This is a genomic window from Salmonella sp. JXY0409-18 (assembly GCF_020268625.1).
GTDB classification, from domain to species: domain Bacteria; phylum Pseudomonadota; class Gammaproteobacteria; order Enterobacterales; family Enterobacteriaceae; genus Salmonella; species Salmonella enterica.
Window position 1 is genome coordinate 684,729 of sequence record NZ_CP084216.1, and the last position, 20,943, is coordinate 705,671.

Below are 20,943 nucleotides of genomic sequence, written 5' to 3' on the forward strand. Positions count from 1 at the left end.
TAGTTATTAGTGCGTTTAGCTCGCTGTGTTATCAGAAAATAGAAACGAGAGATTTGAATTCGGTAGTGAGCATGGAAAGTAAGGATGCTTTATGGTTGAATCACTTGCGTGGATGATGTGGGACTCAGTAATATTGATGAGCGCGTGGGGGATTTATGGCGTCGTATTATTGAGGTTAATTGTCGGCGCATTTGATTCTTTGCGCTATCGGCGGGTTTTCTTGCGTGTTGTTCTTCCGCAGGTGAGCGTTGTTTGTATATTGTGGGGAGGATTATTCTGGATCGATTCAAAAAATATTTATATCGTATATTTATTGATATTAGGATTGATGCCCTCGATAATAATTGCTATTTTTTCTAGTCGAGAGTCTCCATTTTTTATTCTGGGAACTATCGTGTCCCATACTATTTTTTTGTTCGTTTTCGTTTATGTGATGGACGGCCCGCGATTATGGCATCACATTGGTGAAGACTGGAATAACTATAAAATTACCCGACTGTTTGAGCGCGCGAAGGGGGATGTTCAGGTTTTGCAGGATGCCTCTTGTTATCAATTGGCAAGTGTTTTGACGCTGGCTGCAGAACACCGCGATACACCGGAAAATTTATTGCGTTATCTGGCTAAAATACGAGGTATTTCGCCATTTTTGACAGCGGCAGAATCTTGCCCTGAAGCGGCGATCCCGAATGCCGAATTTCTTTATACGCCATTTGTTACCGCTCTTCGCCAACATAACGTACCGATAGTACGCTTTTTTAGCCAGCAACTGGTGGGCGAGACATCTTCCGCCAGAGAGAATCGCAACATTGTCGCTCGTAAAGAAAATCCACTGCTGACGCTTTATAAATCTAACTATATATCACAGTATCGCGAGCAGTACAGGCTAGAAATTAGTCATTTATTGCTGAATATTATGCCAGAACTGTTGAATGATGCTGTCTATATTTATCCCATTATCCAACGTAACACCGAGTTGGTTGCTTATTTTTGGCAGAAACATCCGCCCACTATTCCTCTGCGCAGGCTCGAAGCGATGGTGTTGTTAGCCAAAACGGAACCGCTAATAAGCGAGGTAACCCATAATCCAGAAATATTGATCACACCGCCGATTGAGAGGTGGGATCGTGAAAACCTGCTCACTTTCATACTGAGCAATGGCAATCTGGTAATGATTCAGTCGCTTATTGATGCAAACGTAGTGGACTGGAAACGAGCAATGGAAGACGGAAATAATGAGCCTCTGCATCAGGCCATATTGCGACTGCGTGGTGGAGCGTTAGAGAACGCATTGCTGATACAGATCATTAAGGCGATGCAAGCGCAGAAAGCGTTATCCAACGAGCAAATCGCCCACTATCTTCCCTGGACACCGACGTTTCCTGCCGCTTTTTTACAGGCTGGGCTTTCCTGTGAGCAATTGCGTGAGGTGTTGAATGCTTCAGTGGCGGGGGGCGAACAAGCACGAAACGATACGCGGCAACGGCTGAATGCGCTATGTCCAGTCGCGAAGTGACTAAAGGAATAGTAAATGGATTATATTAATCGATGGCTTGGCTCTGAACTGCTGATGTTTTGTATTCTACCGTGGGGGTATGCCGCTGCGGTGGCATTACTGCTGATCCTGATGTTTTCCAAAAAACGCAGCCGACAGATTTTGCTGTGGGTATTACTACCACAGTGGGCAGTCGTGGTATTGCTGTTACTCACGTTGCAGTACACCCAGTTGTTGAGCCAAACAGGCACGGTATGGATGTTGATGCTCCTGTTGCCGATTCTGAGTTGGGCGGGCTTGCTGCCCGCGCTGCTGCTGGGAACCTGGCTGCGCAAGCCGTGGCCCGCATGGCTGCTGTGCCATATTGTGTTCATTGGGGTGCTGTGCCCGGTGATGCCGGAGCTGTGGCGTGCTATTAGCCATCAATGGCAACAGCAAAATATTGCGCAGTTGCTCAGGCAGGCGACTTGGACCAGTTAGAGAGCATTCATGATAACAGTATGTTGGAACAGACACTGGTTCAGGCGGTAAAAGCGCCAGGCATATCAGAAAAAAACTTGCGCGCTCTGACTGCACGTGTGGCATCGCCTTTTAGTGTTTCGCGGGAAGATGGCTATTTCGTCAATGCGCCATTTTTTGCAGCTTTTGAGAGTGGCAATATCACTGCGGTGCGTATTTTTAGCGAGCAGCTCACGGGCGACTCTCAGCAGGCGCAGGCAAATCGCACCATCGTACGGCAGCAAAATCCGTTGGAATATCTCCCCACGCCCCATTTTAAGCCTGAGGAATTTCGCCAGACTTTTTTTGAGATGGCCGACGTTCTACTACGGGTCATGCCCGATCTCCTCACCGATGAAGCCTATTCGGGGGCGATACAGCTTCAGGATAAAGAGACTCTGGCCTTTTTCTGGCAGCGGCGTGAAGCGCAAAATCCGCTGTATCGCGCATATTATTTCTTGTTGCAGGGGCAAACTAAAGCGCTGCTTGCCCAGATAAAACTGACGCCGCAGGTGCTGGGACAATCAGTTTATCCGAATAAAAATCTGCTGGCGTCGCTGTTTAGTGATGCGGATGGCGAGACGCTGCGTGCGTTGGTGAAAGGGCAGATGCTGAACTGGCAGCACATCCCTCAGGATAAGTTGACGGACGGCTGGAATTTCCTGATTTCACGCACATTGCATACAGCCTCGAAAGAGGACGCGCTGCCGCCGGATATTCTGGCGGGGATACTGCAAAGCATGCAACAGCAACATACGGCGTTGCCGGAAGCCCTTATTGTAGCCAGCCTTGATTACCAGGATGAAATACATAGCCTGATGACTGCCTACCGGATGGCTTGGTTGGACTGTAACAAGCTTAACGCAATGATCGATAAGGTGTATCCACCAGAAGATACGCGGCGTACCAATGCGCGTATAAAATTAGCACAGCAGTGCGCCGATTTAGACTGATATGCCGTGCTCTGATAATTGAAATTACATTGATTGTTAATAGAAGTACAGGGAGTGGTAAATAATGAAAAAATGTTTTTTATTTATATTTGTGTGCCTGTTTATCTTCTCAGCTAATGCGGAACTAAAATTCCGCCCTGAGTTCGAAAATAAAAAAATCTATTTTCAGGGCAAGGTCACAGACTACACACTAAATGACTTTACCTTTTTCGGTGACAGTCGCGAACCCTTTTATGGCAGCGAAAACGATGATTATACCGCCACTGCAGATGAGTGGCTCGGATTTTACGCTGAGTTGCCCGACGTTCGAAAATGGCAGCGCGTGGTTCCTGACGATTTTTCTACGATGTATGGCGCGCCGTGGTGTGACATCCAGTTTTTTGAACAAGAGAATGATCATTCGGTGATTACTGGAAGTGAACATATGCGCTGTATCGATTTTCTCGTGACGCCTAAAAGAAAAGGGCTCATTCCTATGGGGACAAAGGGAACGCTGATGGATTACGGCAGCTATCTTGCTTTCGCACCGCAGATAGAGCACATCACGCTGGAAGGCCGATTTCCTGAAGCCTCGCGGACCTGGCTTCCTGTAAGAAGCGTGCAAACCAGGGCAACCTCGATAGCCGATCTTAAAATTATGCTTAATGAGATTTATGCTCGCCACGGTTATATTTTCAGACCGGGCGGTGAGATGGATCGGTACTTCCGACAGCAGCCGTGGTATCGCCCACGCTATGCGAACGTTGATTACCTAATTACCAAGACAGAGCATCGTAATATCAAACTCCTCAAAGAGCTGCTTTCTCCTGAGTCACAGCGTAAAAAGGCGCTGTATATTCAGAACACAACCGATTTTTGTGAGGCGCTGAAAGCGAATAATATCAAATATGTCATGGACAATACGGCAGAATACCTTACGACTGGCGCAGATCAGCCAATCAATTTAGAAAAAGTATGGCAAAAATACAGAGACTTAATGATCAATGGCGGCGGAAACTGTCAACGCGATATCGAGAGCTATAAGCGCTACTCCTTTTTATACAGCGAACCTTTAGGTATTTATTACAATTCCACTTTTGAGTTTGATGAAAAGAAAGGGAAATATGTTCTCACTTATGTGAACTTTGATTCTTCCTGCAACAAAGAGGGTGACACGATTGAACTGGAAGGTATGATGGTCAAACGCGAGCACGTCATTGAAGATAACCAAGGCCAACACTCGGATAAAGATCTCGAATTAAAAACAATAAACCTTCAGTGTGTGGCAGGGGCCATGATGGACCAACCTGACTGGGATCGCTATGTCCAGCTCATTCTTCCTCCTGAAAAATACAATTATTATCAACGGTTTATAGGGGAGAGAATCACCCTGCGAGGGAAAGTCATGATTGCAGAATCCATGTATCATGTCACGCCGGTACTGTTGAATTTGCTCGAAGAACAAAATCCTATTATCAAAGTAGCAGATATGCCTGCTCGTCCATAAGTACGATAACCGGCGGGGCAGGCAATCGGCCCCGCTACAGAGTGCTGCCTCACCAATCAATTCGATTTCTCTTCCATTCCGGCTTATAATCCCCGACCTTTGATTATTTTTTTGCCAATTTTTTGGAAGCATTATGAGCGCTATCTCCCTGATCCAACCGGATCGCGACCTTTTCTCCTGGCCGCAGTACTGGGCCGCCTGCTTTGGGCCGGCGCCGTTTTTGCCGATGTCACGTGAAGAGATGGATCAACTTGGCTGGGATAGCTGCGACATCATTCTGGTAACCGGCGACGCCTATGTCGACCATCCGAGCTTCGGCATGGCGATTTGCGGTCGTATGCTGGAAGCGCAGGGCTTCCGCGTGGGGATCATCGCCCAGCCGGACTGGAACAGCAAAGACGACTTTATGCGTCTGGGTAAACCGAACCTGTTCTTCGGCGTGACCGCCGGCAATATGGACTCGATGATCAACCGCTACACCGCCGACCGTAAGCTGCGCCATGACGACGCCTACACCCCGGACAACGTCGCGGGCAAGCGCCCGGATCGCGCGACGCTGGTCTATACCCAGCGTTGCAAAGAAGCATGGAAAGACGTCCCGGTGATCCTCGGCGGCATTGAGGCCAGTCTGCGTCGTACCGCGCATTACGACTACTGGTCTGATACTGTGCGTCGTTCAGTGTTAGTCGATTCCAAAGCCGACATGCTGATGTTTGGCAACGGCGAGCGTCCGCTGGTGGAAGTGGCGCACCGTTTGGCAATGGGCGAAACCATCGATCAGATTCGCGACGTGCGTAACACTGCGATTATGGTTAAAGAAGCTCTGCCTGGCTGGAGCGGCGTCGACTCCACTCGTCTGGACACGCCGGGTAAAATCGATCCAATTCCCCATCCCTATGGCGAGGATCTGCCGTGCGCGGATAACAAGCCGGTCGCGCCGAAAAAGCAGGAAGCTAAGGCGATTACCGTGCAGCCGCCGCGTCCGAAGCCGTGGGAAAAAACCTATATCCTGCTGCCATCCTTTGAAAAGGTGAAAGGCGACAAGGTGCTGTACGCCCATGCGTCGCGTATTCTGCATCACGAAACTAACCCTGGCTGCGCGCGGGCGCTGATGCAAAAACACGGCGACCGCTATGTCTGGATCAACCCGCCCGCCATACCGCTCTCCACTGAAGAGATGGATAGCGTGTTTGCGCTGCCGTATCAGCGCGTGCCGCACCCGGCTTACGGCAATGCCCGTATTCCGGCCTATGAGATGATCCGCTTTTCGATCAATATCATGCGTGGCTGCTTTGGCGGCTGCTCTTTCTGCTCGATCACTGAACATGAAGGGCGCATCATTCAGAGCCGCTCGGAAGACTCTATCATCAACGAGATCGAAGCGATCCGCGACACGGTGCCGGGGTTTACCGGCGTGATCTCCGATCTGGGCGGTCCTACCGCGAACATGTATATGCTGCGCTGTAAGTCGCCGCGTGCGGAGCAGACCTGTCGTCGCCTGTCGTGCGTCTATCCGGATATCTGTCCGCATATGGATACTGACCATACGCCGACGATCAATCTTTATCGCCGCGCCCGTGAGCTGAAAGGCATTAAGAAAATCTTAATTGCCTCCGGCGTGCGCTACGACATCGCCGTAGAAGATCCTCGCTACATTAAAGAGCTGGCGAGCCATCATGTGGGCGGCTATCTGAAGATTGCCCCGGAGCATACTGAAGAAGGTCCGCTGTCGAAAATGATGAAGCCGGGTATGGGCAGCTACGATCGCTTTAAAGAGTTATTTGACCTTTACTCTAAACAGGCCGGAAAAGAGCAGTATCTGATCCCATATTTTATCTCCGCGCATCCGGGCACGCGGGACGAGGATATGGTGAATCTGGCGCTGTGGCTCAAGCGCCACCGCTTCCGTTTGGATCAGGTGCAGAACTTCTACCCGTCGCCGTTGGCGAATTCGACCACCATGTATTACACCGGCAAAAACCCGCTGGGTAAAATTGGTTATAAGAGTGAAGATGTGGTGGTGCCGAAGGGAGACAGGCAACGTCGCCTGCATAAGGCGCTGCTGCGTTATCACGATCCGGCGAACTGGCCGCTGATTCGCCAGGCGCTGGAAGCGATGGGGAAAAAGCATTTGATTGGCGGTCGCCGTGAGTGTCTGGTGCCTGCGCCGACCATTGAAGAGATGCGCGAAGCGCGTCGCCAGAACCGCAACACGCGCCCGGCGTTGACCAAGCATACGCCGGTGGAACATCAGCGGCAGGGGCTTGCTGCGAATAAGAAGCGCGGGAAAGGCGCGGGGCGTTAAACGGTTTTACAGGTATCCTGTCAGGCTGGATAAGGCGAAGCCGCGATCCAGCGATTATTTTGCCTGATGGCGCTGTGTTTATCAGGCCCACAGATCGACCCAGGCCGAACACCATCCGGCAGAAGTGCTCCGTATTTATGCCTCACGAATTCTGGCCGCCAGCGCGGCCAGTTTTTCATCATCCGCCCGTTCATGATCGTGTGATGACAGATATCCTTCATACTGTTCGAAAAATTTATTCTGCCGCGATTCAATCGGTTTCCAGTGGGTTAAATCGCCAGTACCGTGCATGGGGCTTAATTTACTGTGCACATGGTCTACGCCGAAACCTTCGAAGAACATTCCCGTACGACTGACATCCGGGAAAGCCTTATCCAGTTTCTTAGCTACTTTTTGGGTCGCCAGCATCAGGTCCGCTAACGCCTGCGGCGGTAGATCGAACGCGTAGCTGGGGTAATGTTTTTTCGGGATCACTACGGTAAACCCATCGGTATTCGGAAAAATCGACAAAAAAGCCAGGTGATGCGCATCTTCCCAAACTTTATGACAAGGTGCTTTACCTTCAACTATTTGACAGAAAATGCAGGTCATTCCATTTCTCCGTTAACCGAGGGGCTTATCGATGCGTTAAGCGTTTAATACAACCCTAACACTTTCCACCATGCGAGGCCGACTGTCAAAAAGACCGCCTGATTAAAGAGGCTGATAATAAATCCCGTTCGCCACCAGACGCCCGTCGGTACATAGCCGGCGCCAAAAAGAATGGGGCCGCGTGCGTGGGTATACTGCGTAAGAGAGCAGTACAGGCTGCTGGTAAACGCCAGCATAAGCGCCATCGGCGCCGCCGGTATATTCAGATGCAGACCGACACCCAGAAACACCGCATACAGCGCGGCGATTTGCGCGTTGCCGCTGGCGAAAAAATAGTGGGTATAAAAATAGGCTGCGTTAAGCAGCAGCAGGATGATTATCCAACTGGTTCCATGCATCGTGCTGCCGATGCTGTCGCCAATCAGGTTGCCAAACCAGCTGGTGAATCCTAGTTTCTTCAACTGGTTAGCCATCATCAGCAGCGCGGCAAACCAAATCAACGTATCCCAGGCACCTTTTTCGCTTTTAACGTCTTCCCAGGTGAGCACGCCGCTCAGTAATAAAATCGAGAGACCGACAAAAGAGGCCGTCGTGGTATCCACGCCGAGCGAGCTGCCAAAAATCCATAGCACCAGCAACACGCCGACGGTCGCCAGCATGAGCCACTCGCCGCGCGCCATACTGCCCATTTGCGCCAGCTCTTTGCGCGCCAGATCCGGCGCATCCGGCGTATGTTTAATTTCCGGACGGGTCAGCCAGTAGACCAGCAGCGGGACGATAAGAAAAGAGACCAGGCAAGGCAGGAGCGCGGCGATAAACCAGCTTCCCCAGCTCAACGTAACGCCGGCGTTCGCCGCCAGTTTTACCGCCAGCAGGTTACCCGTATAACCGGTCATAAACAGTGCGGCGGTGACGTCGTTAACATTGCCAATACAGGTGATCAGAAAGGTGCCGATTTTGCTGCGAGACTCATCTTCCGGATGTGAATCAAAGCTGCGCGCCAGCGAGTCGGCGATCGGGTAAATCACGCCGCCGCAGCGCGCGGTGTTACTGGGCATCGCGGGGGAGAGGATCAGATCGGCAAACGCCAGGCCATAAGCCAGGCCCAGCGTTCGTTTACCTAACAGACGGATCATTTGTAGGGCGATACGCCGACCCAGCCCGGTTTTGATAAACCCACGGGCAATCATAAAGGCGACGACGATAAGCCAGATCAACGAACTGTTCAGCTCGCTCAAGGCCGTGGTAATCGCGCCGCTGGCCGTTTTGTCGCCGGCAGCATAGGCGAGCGCAAAGACGGTGATACCAATAATACCGACCGCGCCAATAGGCAGCACTTTCGCCACGATAGAGGCGATCGTCGCGACAAAAATAATCGCGGAATGCCAGGCCGGCGCGCTTAACCCGGAAGGGGGCGTTAGCTGCCACAGTCCGGCGGCGATAGCCAGAATAAGAATGAATGGGAGCCATTTGACGCCCTGAGATTTTTTTTCCGCCACAATCACACATCCATAAATATTTTATATACATTAAGTAAATTGATAATAATCATGAATAAATATTCACAAAATCAGAATAATTCTGCGCTTGTGTGTGGGGGAAATATACTGTTAAATGCGCGTAATTGTTTCTTAATATTTCGAAATGAAAAAAAGCCCGACGACATTGTCGGGCATGACGTGCGATAAATCCGGCTTAACCGCCGAACTGATCCGGATCGGGGCCGAGGCGTTTTCCTTGATCCAGTTTTGCGATCTCGCCTAATTCATCTTTATCGAGACGGAAATCCCAGACAGCAAAGTTTTCCGCGATACGGGAAGGGGTGACGGATTTCGGAATGACGACCAGCCCGCAGTCCAGATGCCAGCGAATAACAATCTGGGCGGGCGTTTTGCCGTATTTATCCGCCAGTTCGCGAATCACTTTCTGATCGAATACGCCTTCGCCGCCCTGCGCCAGCGGGCTCCAGGACTCGGTCTGGATTTTATGCGTCGCATTCCACGCATGTAGCTGGCGCTGTTGCATCAAGGGGTGAAGCTCGATCTGGTTGATCACAGGGGTAACGCCGGTTTCATCGATCAGACGCTGGAGGTGATGGATCTGAAAGTTACAGACCCCGATACTCTTTACCAGCCCCTCTTTTTGCAGCGCGATCATGCCCTTCCAGGCGTCGACATAGTGATCGATAGCCGGTACGGGCCAGTGCATCAGATAGAGATCGAGATAATCAAGCTGCAGTTTTTTCAGACTCTCCTGCAGGGCTTCGCGGGGACGTTTTTGATCGTCATTCCACAACTTGGTGGTGATAAACAGCTCTTCCCGCGCCACGCTCGCTTCTTTTAGCGCTTTGCCGACGCCTTCTTCATTCTGATATGCTGTGGCGGTATCAATCGATCGATAGCCCACCTCCAGCGCTTTATGAATCGCCGCGATCACCTCTTCATTGCTTGCTTTCCAGACTCCCAGCCCAAGTTGTGGCATTACGTTGCCATCCTGTAGCCTGATAATGGTTGGATTAGCCATGATGTATTCCTCTTTTAATTGGCTCGCCGGAGTCGGGTCCGGCGAGACTAAGTGACTTAAGTCTGGACGAAATGGCCAAAAACGAAAGTCAGAGGCGAAAAAACCTTAGCGCGCCGCTTCATAAATCCGACGGCTGACATCCAGCGTAATATCCTGATTTTCACCTAAATTTGTGCATCCATGCGCCTCAAGTTTAGCCAGTAGCGCCGGAATAGTGCTGCCATCCAGACCGTAATCGGACAGGCGGGTAGGCACGCCCATCTGTTCGAAGAAACGGCGGGTGGCGGCAATGGCGGCATCAATACGCTCGTCGTCGGAACCGTCGGTGATATTCCATACACGTTCAGCATATTGCAGGAGTTTTGCACGTTTAACGTCTCGTTTTTCGTTCCATAGCGCAGGCAGAATGATAGCCAGCGTCTGGGCATGATCGAGACCGTGCATCGCGGTAAGCTCATGGCCCAGCATATGCGTCGCCCAGTCCTGCGGAACCCCAGCGCCAATCAGGCCATTCAACGCCTGAGTAGCGGCCCACATCACGTTAGCGCGGACGTCATAGTTTTCAGGCTCTTGCAGCGCTTTGGGACCCTCTTCGATCAGTGTGAGTAAAATGCCTTCGGCGAAACGATCCTGAATTTTGCCGTTAACCGGGTAAGTGACGTACTGCTCAACGGTATGGACGAAAGCATCCACGACGCCGTTCGCAACCTGGCGTGGCGGCAAAGTATAGGTGTAGACCGGATCCAGTACGGCAAACACCGGTTGCACGAACGAGGAGTGGAAGGTCTGTTTGTCGCCAGTGGTTTTACGGGAAATGACTGCGCCGGCGTTCGATTCTGAGCCGGTTGCCGGTAGGGTCAGCACAGACCCCATCGGGATTGCGCTACGAATCTCAGTACCGCCAGTTTCCAGAATGTGCCACGGATCGACGCCGTCCGTATACTGCGCCGCTGCGGCGATAAATTTGGTGCCGTCCAGTACGGAACCGCCGCCAACGGCCAGCAGGAAGGTAATATTTTCGTCGCGCACAAGCTGCACGGCTTTCATCAGCGTTTCATAGGACGGGTTCGGTTCAATACCGCCAAACTCCCGAACATCCAGTCCTTTTAACGCGTCCTGAACTTGCGCTAGTACGCCGGTCTTTTTCACGCTACCGCCGCCATAGGTAATCAGCACGCGGGCGTCCTGCGGGATCTGATCGCGAAGATCGACGATAGCGCCTTTACCAAACAGAATGCGGGTAGGGGTATGTAATTTGAAATTGTTCATTGCTCATTCCCTTATGTGGGTAAAAAGAGGGCAGGCGGCTGTCTGCCTGATGGTCATCATTGTGGTCTTGTGAGGGATGTCTCTCAATGCACATTTCTGCCAATGTTTTGCCTATTTCTCCAGAATGCTGGAGAAAATCGCTAAAAATGCGCACAATCCAGCGGAGTGGATTTGATGAAAAAATGGCGCGTTATGAATCGTGAAGCAATTTGCTTACAGTTGGCTGATAAAATTAATCATTTAAAAAATAATGATAAAATAATCAGCGAGCGGCTGGCGGGCATTCGTCTGTTGTATGGTGTTGAACCGGGGCCGCGCACGCCGGTCATGTATCAGCCTGGCATCATATTTCTCTTTTCCGGCCATAAAATTGGCTATATTAACAAGCGCAAGTTTCGTTATGACGCTAATGAATATCTCTTACTGACCGTGCCGCTCCCTTTTGAATGCGAGACCTGGGCGACGCCGGAGGTACCGCTGGCCGGTATTCGGCTCGACATTGATGTGCTGCAACTGCAAGAGTTGCTCATGGACATTGGCGAAGATGAGCGTTTCCAGTTGCCGATGGCGGCCAGTGGGATTAACTCCGCCACGCTGTCGGACGAGATTTTATGCGCGGTGGAAAGATTGCTGGATGTGATGGAGCGCCCGCTGGATGCGCGGATTCTGGGAAAACAGATTATTCGCGAAATTCTTTATCATGTGCTGATGGGACCGCGCGGCGGGGCGCTGCTTGCACTGGTTAGTCGCCAGACGCACTTTAGCCTGATCAGTCGCGTACTTAAACAGATCGAAATGAAATACACCGAGAACCTGAATGTTGAGCAACTGGCGGCAGAAGCGAACATGAGCGTGTCGGCGTTTCACCATAATTTTAAGGCGGTCACCAGCACCTCGCCGTTGCAGTATTTAAAAAGCTACCGACTGCATAAAGCGCGGATGATGATGATTCACGACGGTATGAAGGCCAGCGCCGCGGCGATGCGGGTCGGCTATGAGAGCGCATCGCAGTTTAGCCGGGAGTTTAAACGTTATTTTGGCGTTACGCCGGGCGAAGATGCGGCAAGAATGCGGACAATGCAAGGGAGCTAAGTGGGGCATCCCGCCACGGGTCAACGAAGCGTAACCGGGCCATCCTGGCCGATTATGGATACGTCAGGCGTTACAGTATTTCTTTTTAATCACCACGACCAGCGTACCTAACAGTCCGGCGACCAGTAGCGCGACGGGAAGGATCATTAAAAATGTCATTACCTGGTCTTCATGGCGCTTAACAAACGGGATCATACTGAGCGCGTAGCCGAAGCTGGTCACGACAGTCACCCACAGCAGGCCGCTTAACCAGTTAAAAAACTGAAACCGGCGGTTGGACAGGCCGGAAATACCCGCCATTGTTGGCAGCAGAGTGCGGACAAACGCCAGAAAGCGCCCGGCAAGCAACGCTAACAAACCGTGACGGTCAAACATGCAGGTGGCGCGCTGATGATATTTTGCCGGAAGCTGCGCCAGCCAGCCTTTGACGGTACGCGTATTACCGAGCCAGCGTCCCTGGATATAACTTAGCCAGCAGCCGAGACTGGCCGCGGCGGTGAGAATGCCAATCGTCGGCAAAAAATGCATCACATCCTGGGCGATCAACGCGCCTGCCAGTAGTAGCAGACTATCGCCGGGTAAGAATGACGCTGGCAGCAGACCGTTTTCTAAAAATAGCGTGGCGAACATGACAAAGTAGACGACGCTAACAACGTGTGGATTCGCCAGCGCGGCAAAATCATGTTGCCAGAGCGCAGCGATAATATCTTGAATGACAGCCATGAACTTTCCTGTGGAACAGCATTTATGCTTTTATTCGCCTATTGTACTCCTGAATCGTCCGGGATGCCTTGATCCCGGACGCAACAAACGCAGACTTTTCCACGGAAATTGTCTGCATATATGTCCATCCCCGGCAACTTTACACAATTCTGGCGAAGCCGGCGGCTAAATCAGCGATCAAATCATCAACACTCTCTAAACCAATATGCACCCGAACCAGCGTACCGGTAAAATCTACGCCGCCTGCGGGACGAATCGCGGCGATCTGTTCCGGCTGATTAGCAATAATCAGCGATTCGTAGCCTCCCCAGGAGTAGGCCATACTGAACAGCGAAAAGTTATCCAGATAGGCTGATAATTCTGCCTCGGTCAGCTTTTTATTGAGCACAAAGGAGAACAGACCGCTGCTGCCTGTAAAGTCTCGTTTCCAGAACGCATGACCTTTGCTACCCGGCAGGGCCGGATGATTAACGCGCGCGACCTGAGGATGGTTCGCCAGCCATGCGGCGATTTTGAGGCTGCTTTCTTGATGCTGGCGCAGTCGGACGCCGAGCGTGCGCAAACCGCGGCTGGTCATATAAGCCGTGTCGGCGTCGAGCATTTGCCCCATCAGATAGGCGTTTTCCCGCAATTGTTCCCAGCAACGCGCATTTGCAACGGCAGTACCGACCATCGCATCAGAATGACCAATCAGATACTTAGTGCCCGCCTGGATAGAGATATCAATATCGAACTCCAGAGCTTTGAACAGAATGCCAGCCGCCCAGGTATTATCAATCATGATGACGGCTTCTGGCGCGACGCGTCTGACCGCACTGACAATGGTCGGAATATCATGTACCTCCATGGTAATAGAACCGGGGGATTCCAGAAAAACGACTTTCGTGTTCGGCTGAATATGTTGCGTTATATCAGCGCCGATGAGCGGGTCGAACCAGCTTGTCGTCACGCCCAGTTTGCCGAGAATTTTGCTGCAGAAATCCTGGCTGGGTTCATAGGCTGTGTTGGTCATCAGGATGTGGTCGCCCTGCTCAACGAATGCCAGAATGGTGTTGGCGACCGCCGCCGCGCCGCACGGGAAGAGCGCGCATCCGGCGCCGCCTTCCAGTTCACACATGGCTTCCTGGAGCGAAAAGTGAGTCAGCGTTCCCCGGCGTCCGTAAAATAATTCGCCGTTGGCGCGATTGCGGGTAGCGTGTTTTTTGGCCTCGACGGTGTCAAACACCAGTGAAGAAGCGCGTTGAATCACACTATTCACTGAGCCAAGCGTGTATTTTTTGCTGCGTCCTGCGTTTACCAGTTTGGTATCCAACTGTTTATCCGTCATGTTGCGTTTCCTGATTTTAACCGTCTGGATGTCTAAACTAGCATGAATATAACCATCTGCACCCTGGCGACGTGTGATACAGATGAAAATTTTGCCAAAATAAAAACAGGTGGCTTTTTTAATGCGTAAGCGCAAAGAAAAAGCAGTAAAGGTGCGGCAGTATGTAAATAGTAATGAGAACGACTATCAATTCGACGTTGTTTTGATATTATTATGCTCAGATTTTGTGATTTGCGTCCTGGAGATACAGAGTGGGTAATAATTTGATGCAGACGGATCTCTCCGTCTGGGGCATGTATCAGCACGCCGATATTGTCGTGAAGTGCGTGATGATTGGTTTGATTCTGGCGTCAGTCGTCACCTGGGCTATCTTCTTCAGTAAAAGTGTTGAATTTTTCACTCAAAAGCGCCGCTTAAAGCGCGAACAACTGCAATTAGCCGATGCGCGCTCTTTAGATCAGGCTTCCGACATTGCGGCAGGTTTCAGCGCAAAAAGCCTCAGCGCACAGCTCATCAATGAAGCGCAGAATGAACTGGAACTCTCTCAGGGCAGCGAAGATAACGAAGGGATTAAAGAACGTACCGGCTTTCGTCTGGAACGTCGCGTCGCGGCAGTTGGCCGCTACATGGGACGAGGCAACGGTTATCTGGCGACGATCGGCGCCATTTCCCCCTTCGTCGGGTTGTTTGGCACCGTATGGGGCATTATGAATAGCTTCATCGGTATTGCGCAAACGCAGACCACCAACCTGGCGGTGGTCGCTCCTGGTATTGCGGAAGCGCTGCTGGCGACGGCGATTGGGCTGGTGGCTGCGATCCCGGCGGTTGTCATTTACAACATCTTCGCACGTCAGATAGGCAGTTACAAAGCGACGCTGGGCGACGTGGCGGCGCAGGTATTGCTGCTGCAAAGCCGCGATCTCGATCTGAATGCGAGCGCCAGTGCGCAGCCGGTACGCGCCGCGCAGAAATTACGGGTAGGGTAATGCGTCATGGCAATGCGTCTTAACGAGAACCTGGATGACAACGGCGAAATGCATGAAATCAACGTGACGCCGTTTATCGATGTCATGTTGGTTCTGCTGATTATCTTTATGGTGGCTGCGCCGCTGGCGACGGTAGACGTCAAGGTGAATCTGCCCGCTTCTACCAGTACGCCACAGCCGCGCCCGGAAAAACCGGTTTATCTGTCGGTGAAAGCGGATAACACCATGTTTATCGGTAACGATCCGGTGACGGATGATACGATGATTGCCGAGCTAACGGCCCTGACGGAAGGGAAAAAGGATACTACGATTTTCTTCCGCGCGGATAAAACCGTAGAGTATGAAACCCTGATGAAAGTGATGGATATGCTGCATCAGGCGGGCTATCTCAAGATTGGTCTGGTCGGCGAAGAGACCGCGAAAGCGAAATAAGTATTCTGCTGATGCTGTAGGCCGGGTAAGGCGCAGTCGCCACCCGGCTTTTTTATTGCCTAAAGTGGCGCTTTGCGTAACAGAAGTGCGCCATCTTAATCGACTTCATGCGTTAGCCTAAATGCTCCCCGCCGCACACGCCGTGCACTTCTGCGGTAACGTAACTGGATTCCTGGCTTGCCAGATAGACATACACCGGCGCCAGCTCTGCCGGTTGGCCGGCCCGCTTCATTGGCGTCTGCTGACCAAACTGCGGAATTTTATCCTGGGTTTGACCGCCGGAAATTTGCAGCGCTGTCCAGATAGGGCCAGGCGCGACAATATTCACACGAATTCCTTTTTCCGCCACCTGTTTCGCCAGGCCACGGCTGTAATTGAGGATTGCCGCCTTGGTTGCCGCATAATCCAGCAGGTGCGGACTGGGCTGATACGCCTGGATAGACGACGTCGTGATAATACTGGCGCCTTTTGGCAGCAGCGGAATTGCTTCCTGGGTTATCCAGAACAGGGCAAAAACGTTAACGGCGAAGGTTTGCTGAAATTGCTCGCTGGTCAGATCTTTTATCTCCGGGATTGCCGTCTGTTTACCGGCCACCAGCGCCAGAATGTCCAGCCCGCCCAGCGCTTCACGCGCCTTATGGACCAGCGAACGGGCGAAAGATTCGTCGCTAAGATCGCCTGGCAATAACACCGCTTTACGGCCGCACTCCTCAATCAGCGCTTTAACCTGCTGGGCGTCCTCTTCTTCCGCTGGCAGATAGTTGATCGCGACATCTGCGCCTTCACGCGCGTAAGCGATAGCGGCAGCACGCCCAATCCCGGAGTCGCCCCCTGTCACCAGCGCCTTACGATCTTTAAGGCGACCACTGCCGACATAACTTTTTTCACCACAGTCAGGAACAGGCGTCATTTTCGCCTGGACGCCGGGCGCCGGCTGTTTTTGCTTAGGATACTCGCCGGTGTAATACTGCGTGGTAGGGTCGTATAGATGAGACATTGAGCTTCTCCCTTCAGGTTGAACACCCTTTAAGCGTAGACACTTTTACTACCGTAAGAGGGAGAATCAGAACGATCCTTATGCTTCGCCCGTATTCACAACAGAGTTAACTAGCCATGAAGGTTATTTTTCTTGCCGTGCGACGGTGGTGACGTTGCGCGTCCGGTAGTCGCCATCGGAAAGCTTACGCGTCAGACGTAAGGTTGCCGTCTCGCGAGCCAGCAGATGCTGCCAGTCACTTTCAAGACGAGACATAATTTTGTCTCGTAATTCAGGATGCTGCTCGATAATGGCATTGATGGTCGCGCCATAAATCTCCTCTTTGACCTGTAACGCATACATCTCCCGTCGGTTTTGCCACTTCAGGCGTACTAACGCCGCCGGTATGGATACCACCTCCTGCGTTACCTTTTCCAGGGTGGCATTTTTACTGGCGATTAGCGCTGCAAGATTTTGCTTTAAGATAAATTCATCACTTTTATGGTTGTCTAAAGCCAAATAAACGTTATTGTCTTCAACTTCTTTCATCTTTATCTTCCAGTGAATAAAATAGCGGCATATTGGTTTCGCGAGTGATTAAATTAAGCCAAATGGCATTGCCTTTTTCATTTATCATTGCGGTTTTATCCGCCAGTATTTTACTTAGCATTTGGGCATCAATATCGCCTTCTGCCTGTAGTGCGTTTATCAGGCGGGCAAACGTTTCAATTTTAGCCACACAATACAGACGTTCTTTAATATGACGGTCGCGTTCTTCAAATAATACGTTTCTGTGTTGCCCGGCAGCGTTAGCGCTAATTAAAATATCGGGCTCGTAATCGCTGAGTTTTGTCTTTCCCTTAGGCAAATTTTTACTGTTTTCTGTGGCTTCAGGGGGCGGCGATGACAGGCGAAAATGAGAGGAAACCAGATGCTCAGGAAGCATGACTAAATATCCTTTACGATCAGTGGTATACTATTTTTAATAGTGTAGGTTTCGTTGACAATAACATGGTGTAATTTTAAAATCAAAAAAAATGGAGCCTGCTATGAACAGTATTTTTTATTCTGTTATTATATTGCTATTACTGACCGGCGCGATACTCTTCCTGATGTGGGAGGTTAATAAAAAACGTCCTGGTGGAAAAATCGTAAATTTAAATCAAACTGAACCCATGACAAAGGAAGAGGGCGAAGATCATTTCTCAGTATTAATGAATTCGATAACGCCGGTATGGTACTGGCGCGTTAACCATGAATATATCGATTTCCTTCATGCAACGATAAAACGAATGACAATGACTGAGTTGAATGAAACGCCTGGATTATTTGACGCACAGCGTCGTTGCAGCGACCTTAACTCTGCCGTTTATAAGTATTACGACAATATTAAGAAGCGTTGTCTGAACGGAGAAAAGGTGCCGTATTCGGATTTGGACGTCCTGAATTTACGTCAGTGTTTTCGGGAGTTCAGTCTTGAGGCCTACCCGGCATTGGTCGCGCTGGTATGGCCGGAATATCAGCGTCCACAGGTTAAACCGGATGAGATTTAGAGCCTATCCCATTAGGGCTATTTTACTTGCCATTTTGGACCTGGGCAGTGCTCAAAATCCTCACGTACTACGTGTACGCTCCGGTTTTTGCGCGCTGTCCGTGTCCAAACTGGCTGCGCCAATAACGCCTGGTGGGATAGGCTCTTAACTGCATGTTGATCTGATGTTGCATGGTTGAGATATACTGTTGCTGGTTTTAGTTACCTGACAGGTCCCTATGGAACGCTTTCTTGAAAATGTAATGTATGCGTCTCGCTGGCTGCTCGCGCCAGTGTATTTTGGCCTCTCTTTGGCGCTGATCGCTTTAGCGCTAAAATTTTTCCAGGAAATTCTACACGTTCTGCCGAACGTTTTTGCCCTGGCGGAGGCCGATCTGATCCTGGTGCTGTTATCGCTGGTTGATATGACTCTGGTTGGCGGATTGCTGGTAATGGTCATGTTCTCCGGGTATGAAAACTTTGTCTCTCAGCTGGATATCTCTGCGGGCAAGGAGAAGCTGAACTGGCTGGGGAAAATGGATGCGACTTCGCTAAAAAATAAGGTGGCGGCATCGATAGTCGCTATCTCTTCCATTCACCTGTTACGCGTGTTTATGGACGCGAAAAACGTCCCGGATAACAAATTAATGTGGTATGTCATCATCCATCTGACCTTTGTCCTGTCGGCGTTCGTGATGGGCTATCTGGACAGATTGACGCGGCATAACCATTGAGCCGCCGTCAACGGCGGGGCAGTCGGGCAAAGGACACTGAGCCCGGCTGTAAAACAGCACTTCTTTAACGGCGGATAACCGCCTCCCTGCAGCCTTACGCAATATTTTTACTACATCTATTCATTTACCCAGTAATAAGACTAAAAGATTTTCTCTGCGTTCACAGATATATAACATCTGCGGGTACGTGAACGGCGATAACTGTAAAAAAATGGAGAATGCATTATATATTCTCCGCGCCTTGCCGATAACGAGAGTGCGTCATCGTCTGATGACTAATCTCTTATATTCAGCAAGGAAATTCATATGCGTTTGCTGCAAAACTTTACTATTCGTATGGTCATGCTGACGATACTGGGACTTTTTTGTCTACTCTGGTCGGGGGTGGGGTTATACAGCGTCCATGCTTTATCCGAAGTTTCGGAAGGAAATGATATTGACCGGCATCTTGTGCGGCAAATGACGGTGCTAAGCCAGGGTAACGATCAATATTTCCGCTTTGTTACCCGCCTTAGCCGCGCGATGGATGTAAAAATCGGCGGCGGCACGCCCGATTTTGCGCCCGCCCGGCAGTCGCTCGAGAATATGCGTCAGAAGCTGGAGGAGATGAAAGCGCTATCGCCAGGGCCGATGAACCCTGATATCTCAAGGGAGGTGTTGTCCAACTGGCAGGCCTTGCTGGAGAAAGGCGTCGTTCCTCAAATGCAACTGGCGCAGCAAGGATCGCTGACCGCCTGGAGCGAACATGCCAGTACGGTCACGCCCGCACTCAGTCGCGCGTTCGGCGCCAGCGCGGAACGGTTTAGTCATGAAGCTGGCGCCATGCTGGATAACACACGTGTGATGGTCGATGGTAAAACCTATACCATCCGCATCCTGCTTATCACGGCGGTGATTCTGGGCATTGCCATCCTGATTTTTACCGATCGCTATCTGGTTGCAATGATGGTGAAACCGCTGGAGCGCATCCGTCAGCAATTTCAGCGCATCGCGCAAGGCGATCTTAGCCAGCCGATTGAAGCGTTGGGGCGTAACTGCGTAGGCCGGTTGGTGCCGCTACTGCGCGCGATGCAGGACAGTTTACGCGAAGCCGTGAGTACGATCCGCGCCGGAAGCGACAATATCTGGCGCGGCGCGACGGAAATTTCTACTGGTAATAACGATCTCTCTTCCCGAACGGAAGAACAGGCCGCCGCGCTGGAAGAAACTGCCGCCAGCATGGAACAGCTTACCGCAACGGTGAAAATGAACGCCGAACACGCTCGCCAGGCGAGTCAGCTTGCGGATGCCGCCTCGCTAACGGCAGGAAAAGGCGGTGAACTGGTTTCCGATGTGGTAGAAACCATGGACGGTATTTCCGCCAGTTCGCAGCAGATCGCCGAAATTACTACCGTGATTAATAGTATTGCTTTCCAGACCAATATTCTGGCCTTGAACGCAGCGGTAGAAGCGGCCAGAGCGGGCGAGCAGGGACGCGGCTTCGCGGTGGTCGCCGGTGAGGTACGTAACCTGGCCAGCCGCAGCGCGGGGGCGGCGAAAGAAATTGAAGCCTTAATTGGCGAATCGGTACGTCGCGTAGCGCAGGGCGCGCAGTTGGTCCAGGAGACCGGTGCGACGATGGAAGCCATCCTGCGCGGCGTCACGGAAGTGACGACGATTATGAAACAGATCGCATCCGCCTCCGAAGATCAGAGTAAAGGTATCTCTCAGGTTGGCGTGGCGATCACGCAAATGGATAGCGTTACGCAACAAAACGCCGCGCTGGTTGAGCAGGTTTCCGCGGCGGCGGCGGCGCTGGAACGGCAGACGGAGGATTTGCAACGCTCCGTACAGCAGTTCCGGCTTTCCGCTAGTGAGCCGCAACAACGCGTAACGGCGAAAGCAGCGCCTGGCGTTCAGAGAATGGCGTCGGCTCCCGCACAGTCTACTGATGAATGGGTTTCCTTCTGATGTGAAGCAAAAAAGCGCGTAATGCGCTGGCCTTCATTTAACCAGTCGCTATATAATTTATTATATAGCGACTAA

The 20,943-nt window shown here is 51.3% G+C and carries 19 protein-coding genes and 1 pseudogene; 11 read left to right on the top strand and 9 right to left on the bottom strand.

The genetic code is table 11. The features are described from left to right. Window positions 1-607: 607 nt before the first annotated feature. The 5 genes from LDB27_RS23875 (at window position 608) to LDB27_RS03325 (ending at window position 6,734) form a co-directional block, all read left to right on the top strand. Window positions 608-1,513, top strand: coding sequence for a hypothetical protein (locus tag LDB27_RS23875; RefSeq protein WP_024160462.1), 906 nt, complete (start codon window positions 608-610; stop codon window positions 1,511-1,513). 15 nt (window positions 1,514-1,528) lie between these two features. Continuing rightward, window positions 1,529-1,972 (top strand): hypothetical protein, encoded by a 444-nt coding sequence (locus LDB27_RS03310; RefSeq protein ID WP_023972175.1) that lies wholly within the window; start codon window positions 1,529-1,531, stop codon window positions 1,970-1,972. A 20-nt stretch (window positions 1,973-1,992) separates the two neighbouring features. Beyond that, window positions 1,993-2,943, top strand: a complete 951-nt coding sequence (locus tag LDB27_RS03315) for a hypothetical protein (protein WP_223174867.1) — start codon at window positions 1,993-1,995, stop codon at window positions 2,941-2,943. 64 nt (window positions 2,944-3,007) lie between these two features. Then, window positions 3,008-4,429, top strand: a complete 1,422-nt coding sequence (locus LDB27_RS03320; RefSeq protein ID WP_001528005.1) for a DUF4459 domain-containing protein — start codon at window positions 3,008-3,010, stop codon at window positions 4,427-4,429. Between the two features lie 133 nt (window positions 4,430-4,562). Further along, window positions 4,563-6,734, top strand: coding sequence for a YgiQ family radical SAM protein (locus LDB27_RS03325; protein WP_001274469.1), 2,172 nt, complete (start codon window positions 4,563-4,565; stop codon window positions 6,732-6,734). Window positions 6,735-6,869: 135 nt separating this feature from the next. On the opposite strand, the gene LDB27_RS03330 is transcribed toward LDB27_RS03325, so the two are convergent. The 4 genes and pseudogenes from LDB27_RS03330 to yqhD form a co-directional block, all read right to left on the bottom strand. Continuing rightward, on the bottom strand, window positions 6,870-7,325 hold the full coding sequence (locus tag LDB27_RS03330; RefSeq protein WP_023231037.1) for an HIT family protein: 456 nt from the start codon (window positions 7,323-7,325) through the stop codon (window positions 6,870-6,872). Window positions 7,326-7,369: 44 nt separating this feature from the next. Continuing rightward, window positions 7,370-8,855, bottom strand: a pseudogene (locus LDB27_RS03335) (DASS family sodium-coupled anion symporter). A gap of 165 nt (window positions 8,856-9,020) precedes the next feature. Then, the gene (gene dkgA, locus LDB27_RS03340; RefSeq protein WP_000013104.1) at window positions 9,021-9,848 is read right to left on the bottom strand and encodes a 2,5-didehydrogluconate reductase DkgA; all 828 of its coding nucleotides are present in this window, start codon (window positions 9,846-9,848) and stop codon (window positions 9,021-9,023) included. A 105-nt stretch (window positions 9,849-9,953) separates the two neighbouring features. Continuing rightward, on the bottom strand, window positions 9,954-11,117 hold the full coding sequence (gene yqhD, locus LDB27_RS03345) for an alcohol dehydrogenase (protein WP_225519919.1): 1,164 nt from the start codon (window positions 11,115-11,117) through the stop codon (window positions 9,954-9,956). 192 nt (window positions 11,118-11,309) lie between these two features. Here yqhD and LDB27_RS03350 point away from each other — a divergent pair, with 192 nt between their 5' ends. Further along, window positions 11,310-12,209 (top strand): AraC family transcriptional regulator, encoded by a 900-nt coding sequence (locus LDB27_RS03350; protein WP_001078198.1) that lies wholly within the window; start codon window positions 11,310-11,312, stop codon window positions 12,207-12,209. Between the two features lie 63 nt (window positions 12,210-12,272). Here LDB27_RS03350 and yghB read toward each other — a convergent pair whose 3' ends face one another. Together yghB and metC are read right to left on the bottom strand one after the other, a co-directional pair. After that, window positions 12,273-12,932 (bottom strand): DedA family general envelope maintenance protein YghB, encoded by a 660-nt coding sequence (gene yghB, locus LDB27_RS03355; RefSeq protein ID WP_000268441.1) that lies wholly within the window; start codon window positions 12,930-12,932, stop codon window positions 12,273-12,275. A 139-nt stretch (window positions 12,933-13,071) separates the two neighbouring features. Further along, window positions 13,072-14,259 (bottom strand): cystathionine beta-lyase, encoded by a 1,188-nt coding sequence (gene metC / locus LDB27_RS03360; protein WP_023207421.1) that lies wholly within the window; start codon window positions 14,257-14,259, stop codon window positions 13,072-13,074. Between the two features lie 251 nt (window positions 14,260-14,510). Between metC and exbB the strand changes: the two genes are divergently transcribed. Beyond that, complete coding sequence (gene exbB / locus LDB27_RS03365) at window positions 14,511-15,245, top strand: tol-pal system-associated acyl-CoA thioesterase (RefSeq protein WP_000527859.1); 735 nt, start codon at window positions 14,511-14,513, stop codon at window positions 15,243-15,245. Window positions 15,246-15,251: 6 nt separating this feature from the next. Beyond that, window positions 15,252-15,677 (top strand): TonB system transport protein ExbD, encoded by a 426-nt coding sequence (gene exbD, locus LDB27_RS03370; protein ID WP_001251476.1) that lies wholly within the window; start codon window positions 15,252-15,254, stop codon window positions 15,675-15,677. Window positions 15,678-15,789: 112 nt separating this feature from the next. Here the strand turns inward: exbD and LDB27_RS03375 are convergent, their stop codons facing one another. The 3 genes from LDB27_RS03375 to LDB27_RS03385 all read right to left on the bottom strand — a co-directional run bounded on the left by LDB27_RS03375 (window position 15,790) and on the right by LDB27_RS03385 (window position 17,599). Continuing rightward, window positions 15,790-16,674 carry an SDR family oxidoreductase gene (locus tag LDB27_RS03375; protein WP_000019032.1) on the bottom strand — a complete coding sequence of 295 codons (885 nt, stop codon included), beginning with the start codon at window positions 16,672-16,674 and terminating at the stop codon, window positions 15,790-15,792. 123 nt (window positions 16,675-16,797) lie between these two features. Then, window positions 16,798-17,202: a hypothetical protein gene (locus LDB27_RS03380; RefSeq protein WP_000665657.1), complete on the bottom strand. Its 405-nt coding sequence runs from the start codon at window positions 17,200-17,202 to the stop codon at window positions 16,798-16,800. Next, window positions 17,189-17,599 (bottom strand): hypothetical protein, encoded by a 411-nt coding sequence (locus tag LDB27_RS03385; RefSeq protein WP_000936443.1) that lies wholly within the window; start codon window positions 17,597-17,599, stop codon window positions 17,189-17,191. Before LDB27_RS03385 ends, LDB27_RS03380 begins: the two co-directional genes overlap by 14 nt. A gap of 103 nt (window positions 17,600-17,702) precedes the next feature. Between LDB27_RS03385 and LDB27_RS03390 the strand changes: the two genes are divergently transcribed. The 3 genes from LDB27_RS03390 to LDB27_RS03400 all read left to right on the top strand — a co-directional run bounded on the left by LDB27_RS03390 (window position 17,703) and on the right by LDB27_RS03400 (window position 20,868). Beyond that, window positions 17,703-18,206, top strand: coding sequence for an ESA_00282 family adhesion-associated protein (locus tag LDB27_RS03390; RefSeq protein ID WP_001084409.1), 504 nt, complete (start codon window positions 17,703-17,705; stop codon window positions 18,204-18,206). 217 nt (window positions 18,207-18,423) lie between these two features. After that, window positions 18,424-18,918 carry a TIGR00645 family protein gene (locus LDB27_RS03395; RefSeq protein ID WP_000439335.1) on the top strand — a complete coding sequence of 165 codons (495 nt, stop codon included), beginning with the start codon at window positions 18,424-18,426 and terminating at the stop codon, window positions 18,916-18,918. A gap of 306 nt (window positions 18,919-19,224) precedes the next feature. Then, on the top strand, window positions 19,225-20,868 hold the full coding sequence (locus LDB27_RS03400; protein WP_001238427.1) for a methyl-accepting chemotaxis protein: 1,644 nt from the start codon (window positions 19,225-19,227) through the stop codon (window positions 20,866-20,868). Window positions 20,869-20,943: the final 75 nt, after the last annotated feature.

Coding starts and splice junctions, on each gene's coding strand:
- LDB27_RS03380 (WP_000665657.1), bottom strand. CDS start 17,202: ATGAAAGAAGTTGAAGACAATAACGTTTATTTGGCTTTAGACAACCAT.
- LDB27_RS03315 (WP_223174867.1), top strand. CDS start 1,993: ATGTTGGAACAGACACTGGTTCAGGCGGTAAAAGCGCCAGGCATATCA.
- LDB27_RS03350 (WP_001078198.1), top strand. CDS start 11,310: ATGAATCGTGAAGCAATTTGCTTACAGTTGGCTGATAAAATTAATCAT.
- LDB27_RS03375 (WP_000019032.1), bottom strand. CDS start 16,674: ATGTCTCATCTATACGACCCTACCACGCAGTATTACACCGGCGAGTAT.
- LDB27_RS03395 (WP_000439335.1), top strand. CDS start 18,424: ATGGAACGCTTTCTTGAAAATGTAATGTATGCGTCTCGCTGGCTGCTC.
- LDB27_RS03385 (WP_000936443.1), bottom strand. CDS start 17,599: ATGCTTCCTGAGCATCTGGTTTCCTCTCATTTTCGCCTGTCATCGCCG.
- exbD (WP_001251476.1), top strand. CDS start 15,252: ATGGCAATGCGTCTTAACGAGAACCTGGATGACAACGGCGAAATGCAT.
- metC (WP_023207421.1), bottom strand. CDS start 14,259: ATGACGGATAAACAGTTGGATACCAAACTGGTAAACGCAGGACGCAGC.
- LDB27_RS03330 (WP_023231037.1), bottom strand. CDS start 7,325: ATGACCTGCATTTTCTGTCAAATAGTTGAAGGTAAAGCACCTTGTCAT.
- yghB (WP_000268441.1), bottom strand. CDS start 12,932: ATGGCTGTCATTCAAGATATTATCGCTGCGCTCTGGCAACATGATTTT.
- LDB27_RS03400 (WP_001238427.1), top strand. CDS start 19,225: ATGCGTTTGCTGCAAAACTTTACTATTCGTATGGTCATGCTGACGATA.
- LDB27_RS03390 (WP_001084409.1), top strand. CDS start 17,703: ATGAACAGTATTTTTTATTCTGTTATTATATTGCTATTACTGACCGGC.
- LDB27_RS03320 (WP_001528005.1), top strand. CDS start 3,008: ATGAAAAAATGTTTTTTATTTATATTTGTGTGCCTGTTTATCTTCTCA.
- LDB27_RS03325 (WP_001274469.1), top strand. CDS start 4,563: ATGAGCGCTATCTCCCTGATCCAACCGGATCGCGACCTTTTCTCCTGG.
- dkgA (WP_000013104.1), bottom strand. CDS start 9,848: ATGGCTAATCCAACCATTATCAGGCTACAGGATGGCAACGTAATGCCA.
- yqhD (WP_225519919.1), bottom strand. CDS start 11,117: ATGAACAATTTCAAATTACATACCCCTACCCGCATTCTGTTTGGTAAA.
- LDB27_RS03310 (WP_023972175.1), top strand. CDS start 1,529: ATGGATTATATTAATCGATGGCTTGGCTCTGAACTGCTGATGTTTTGT.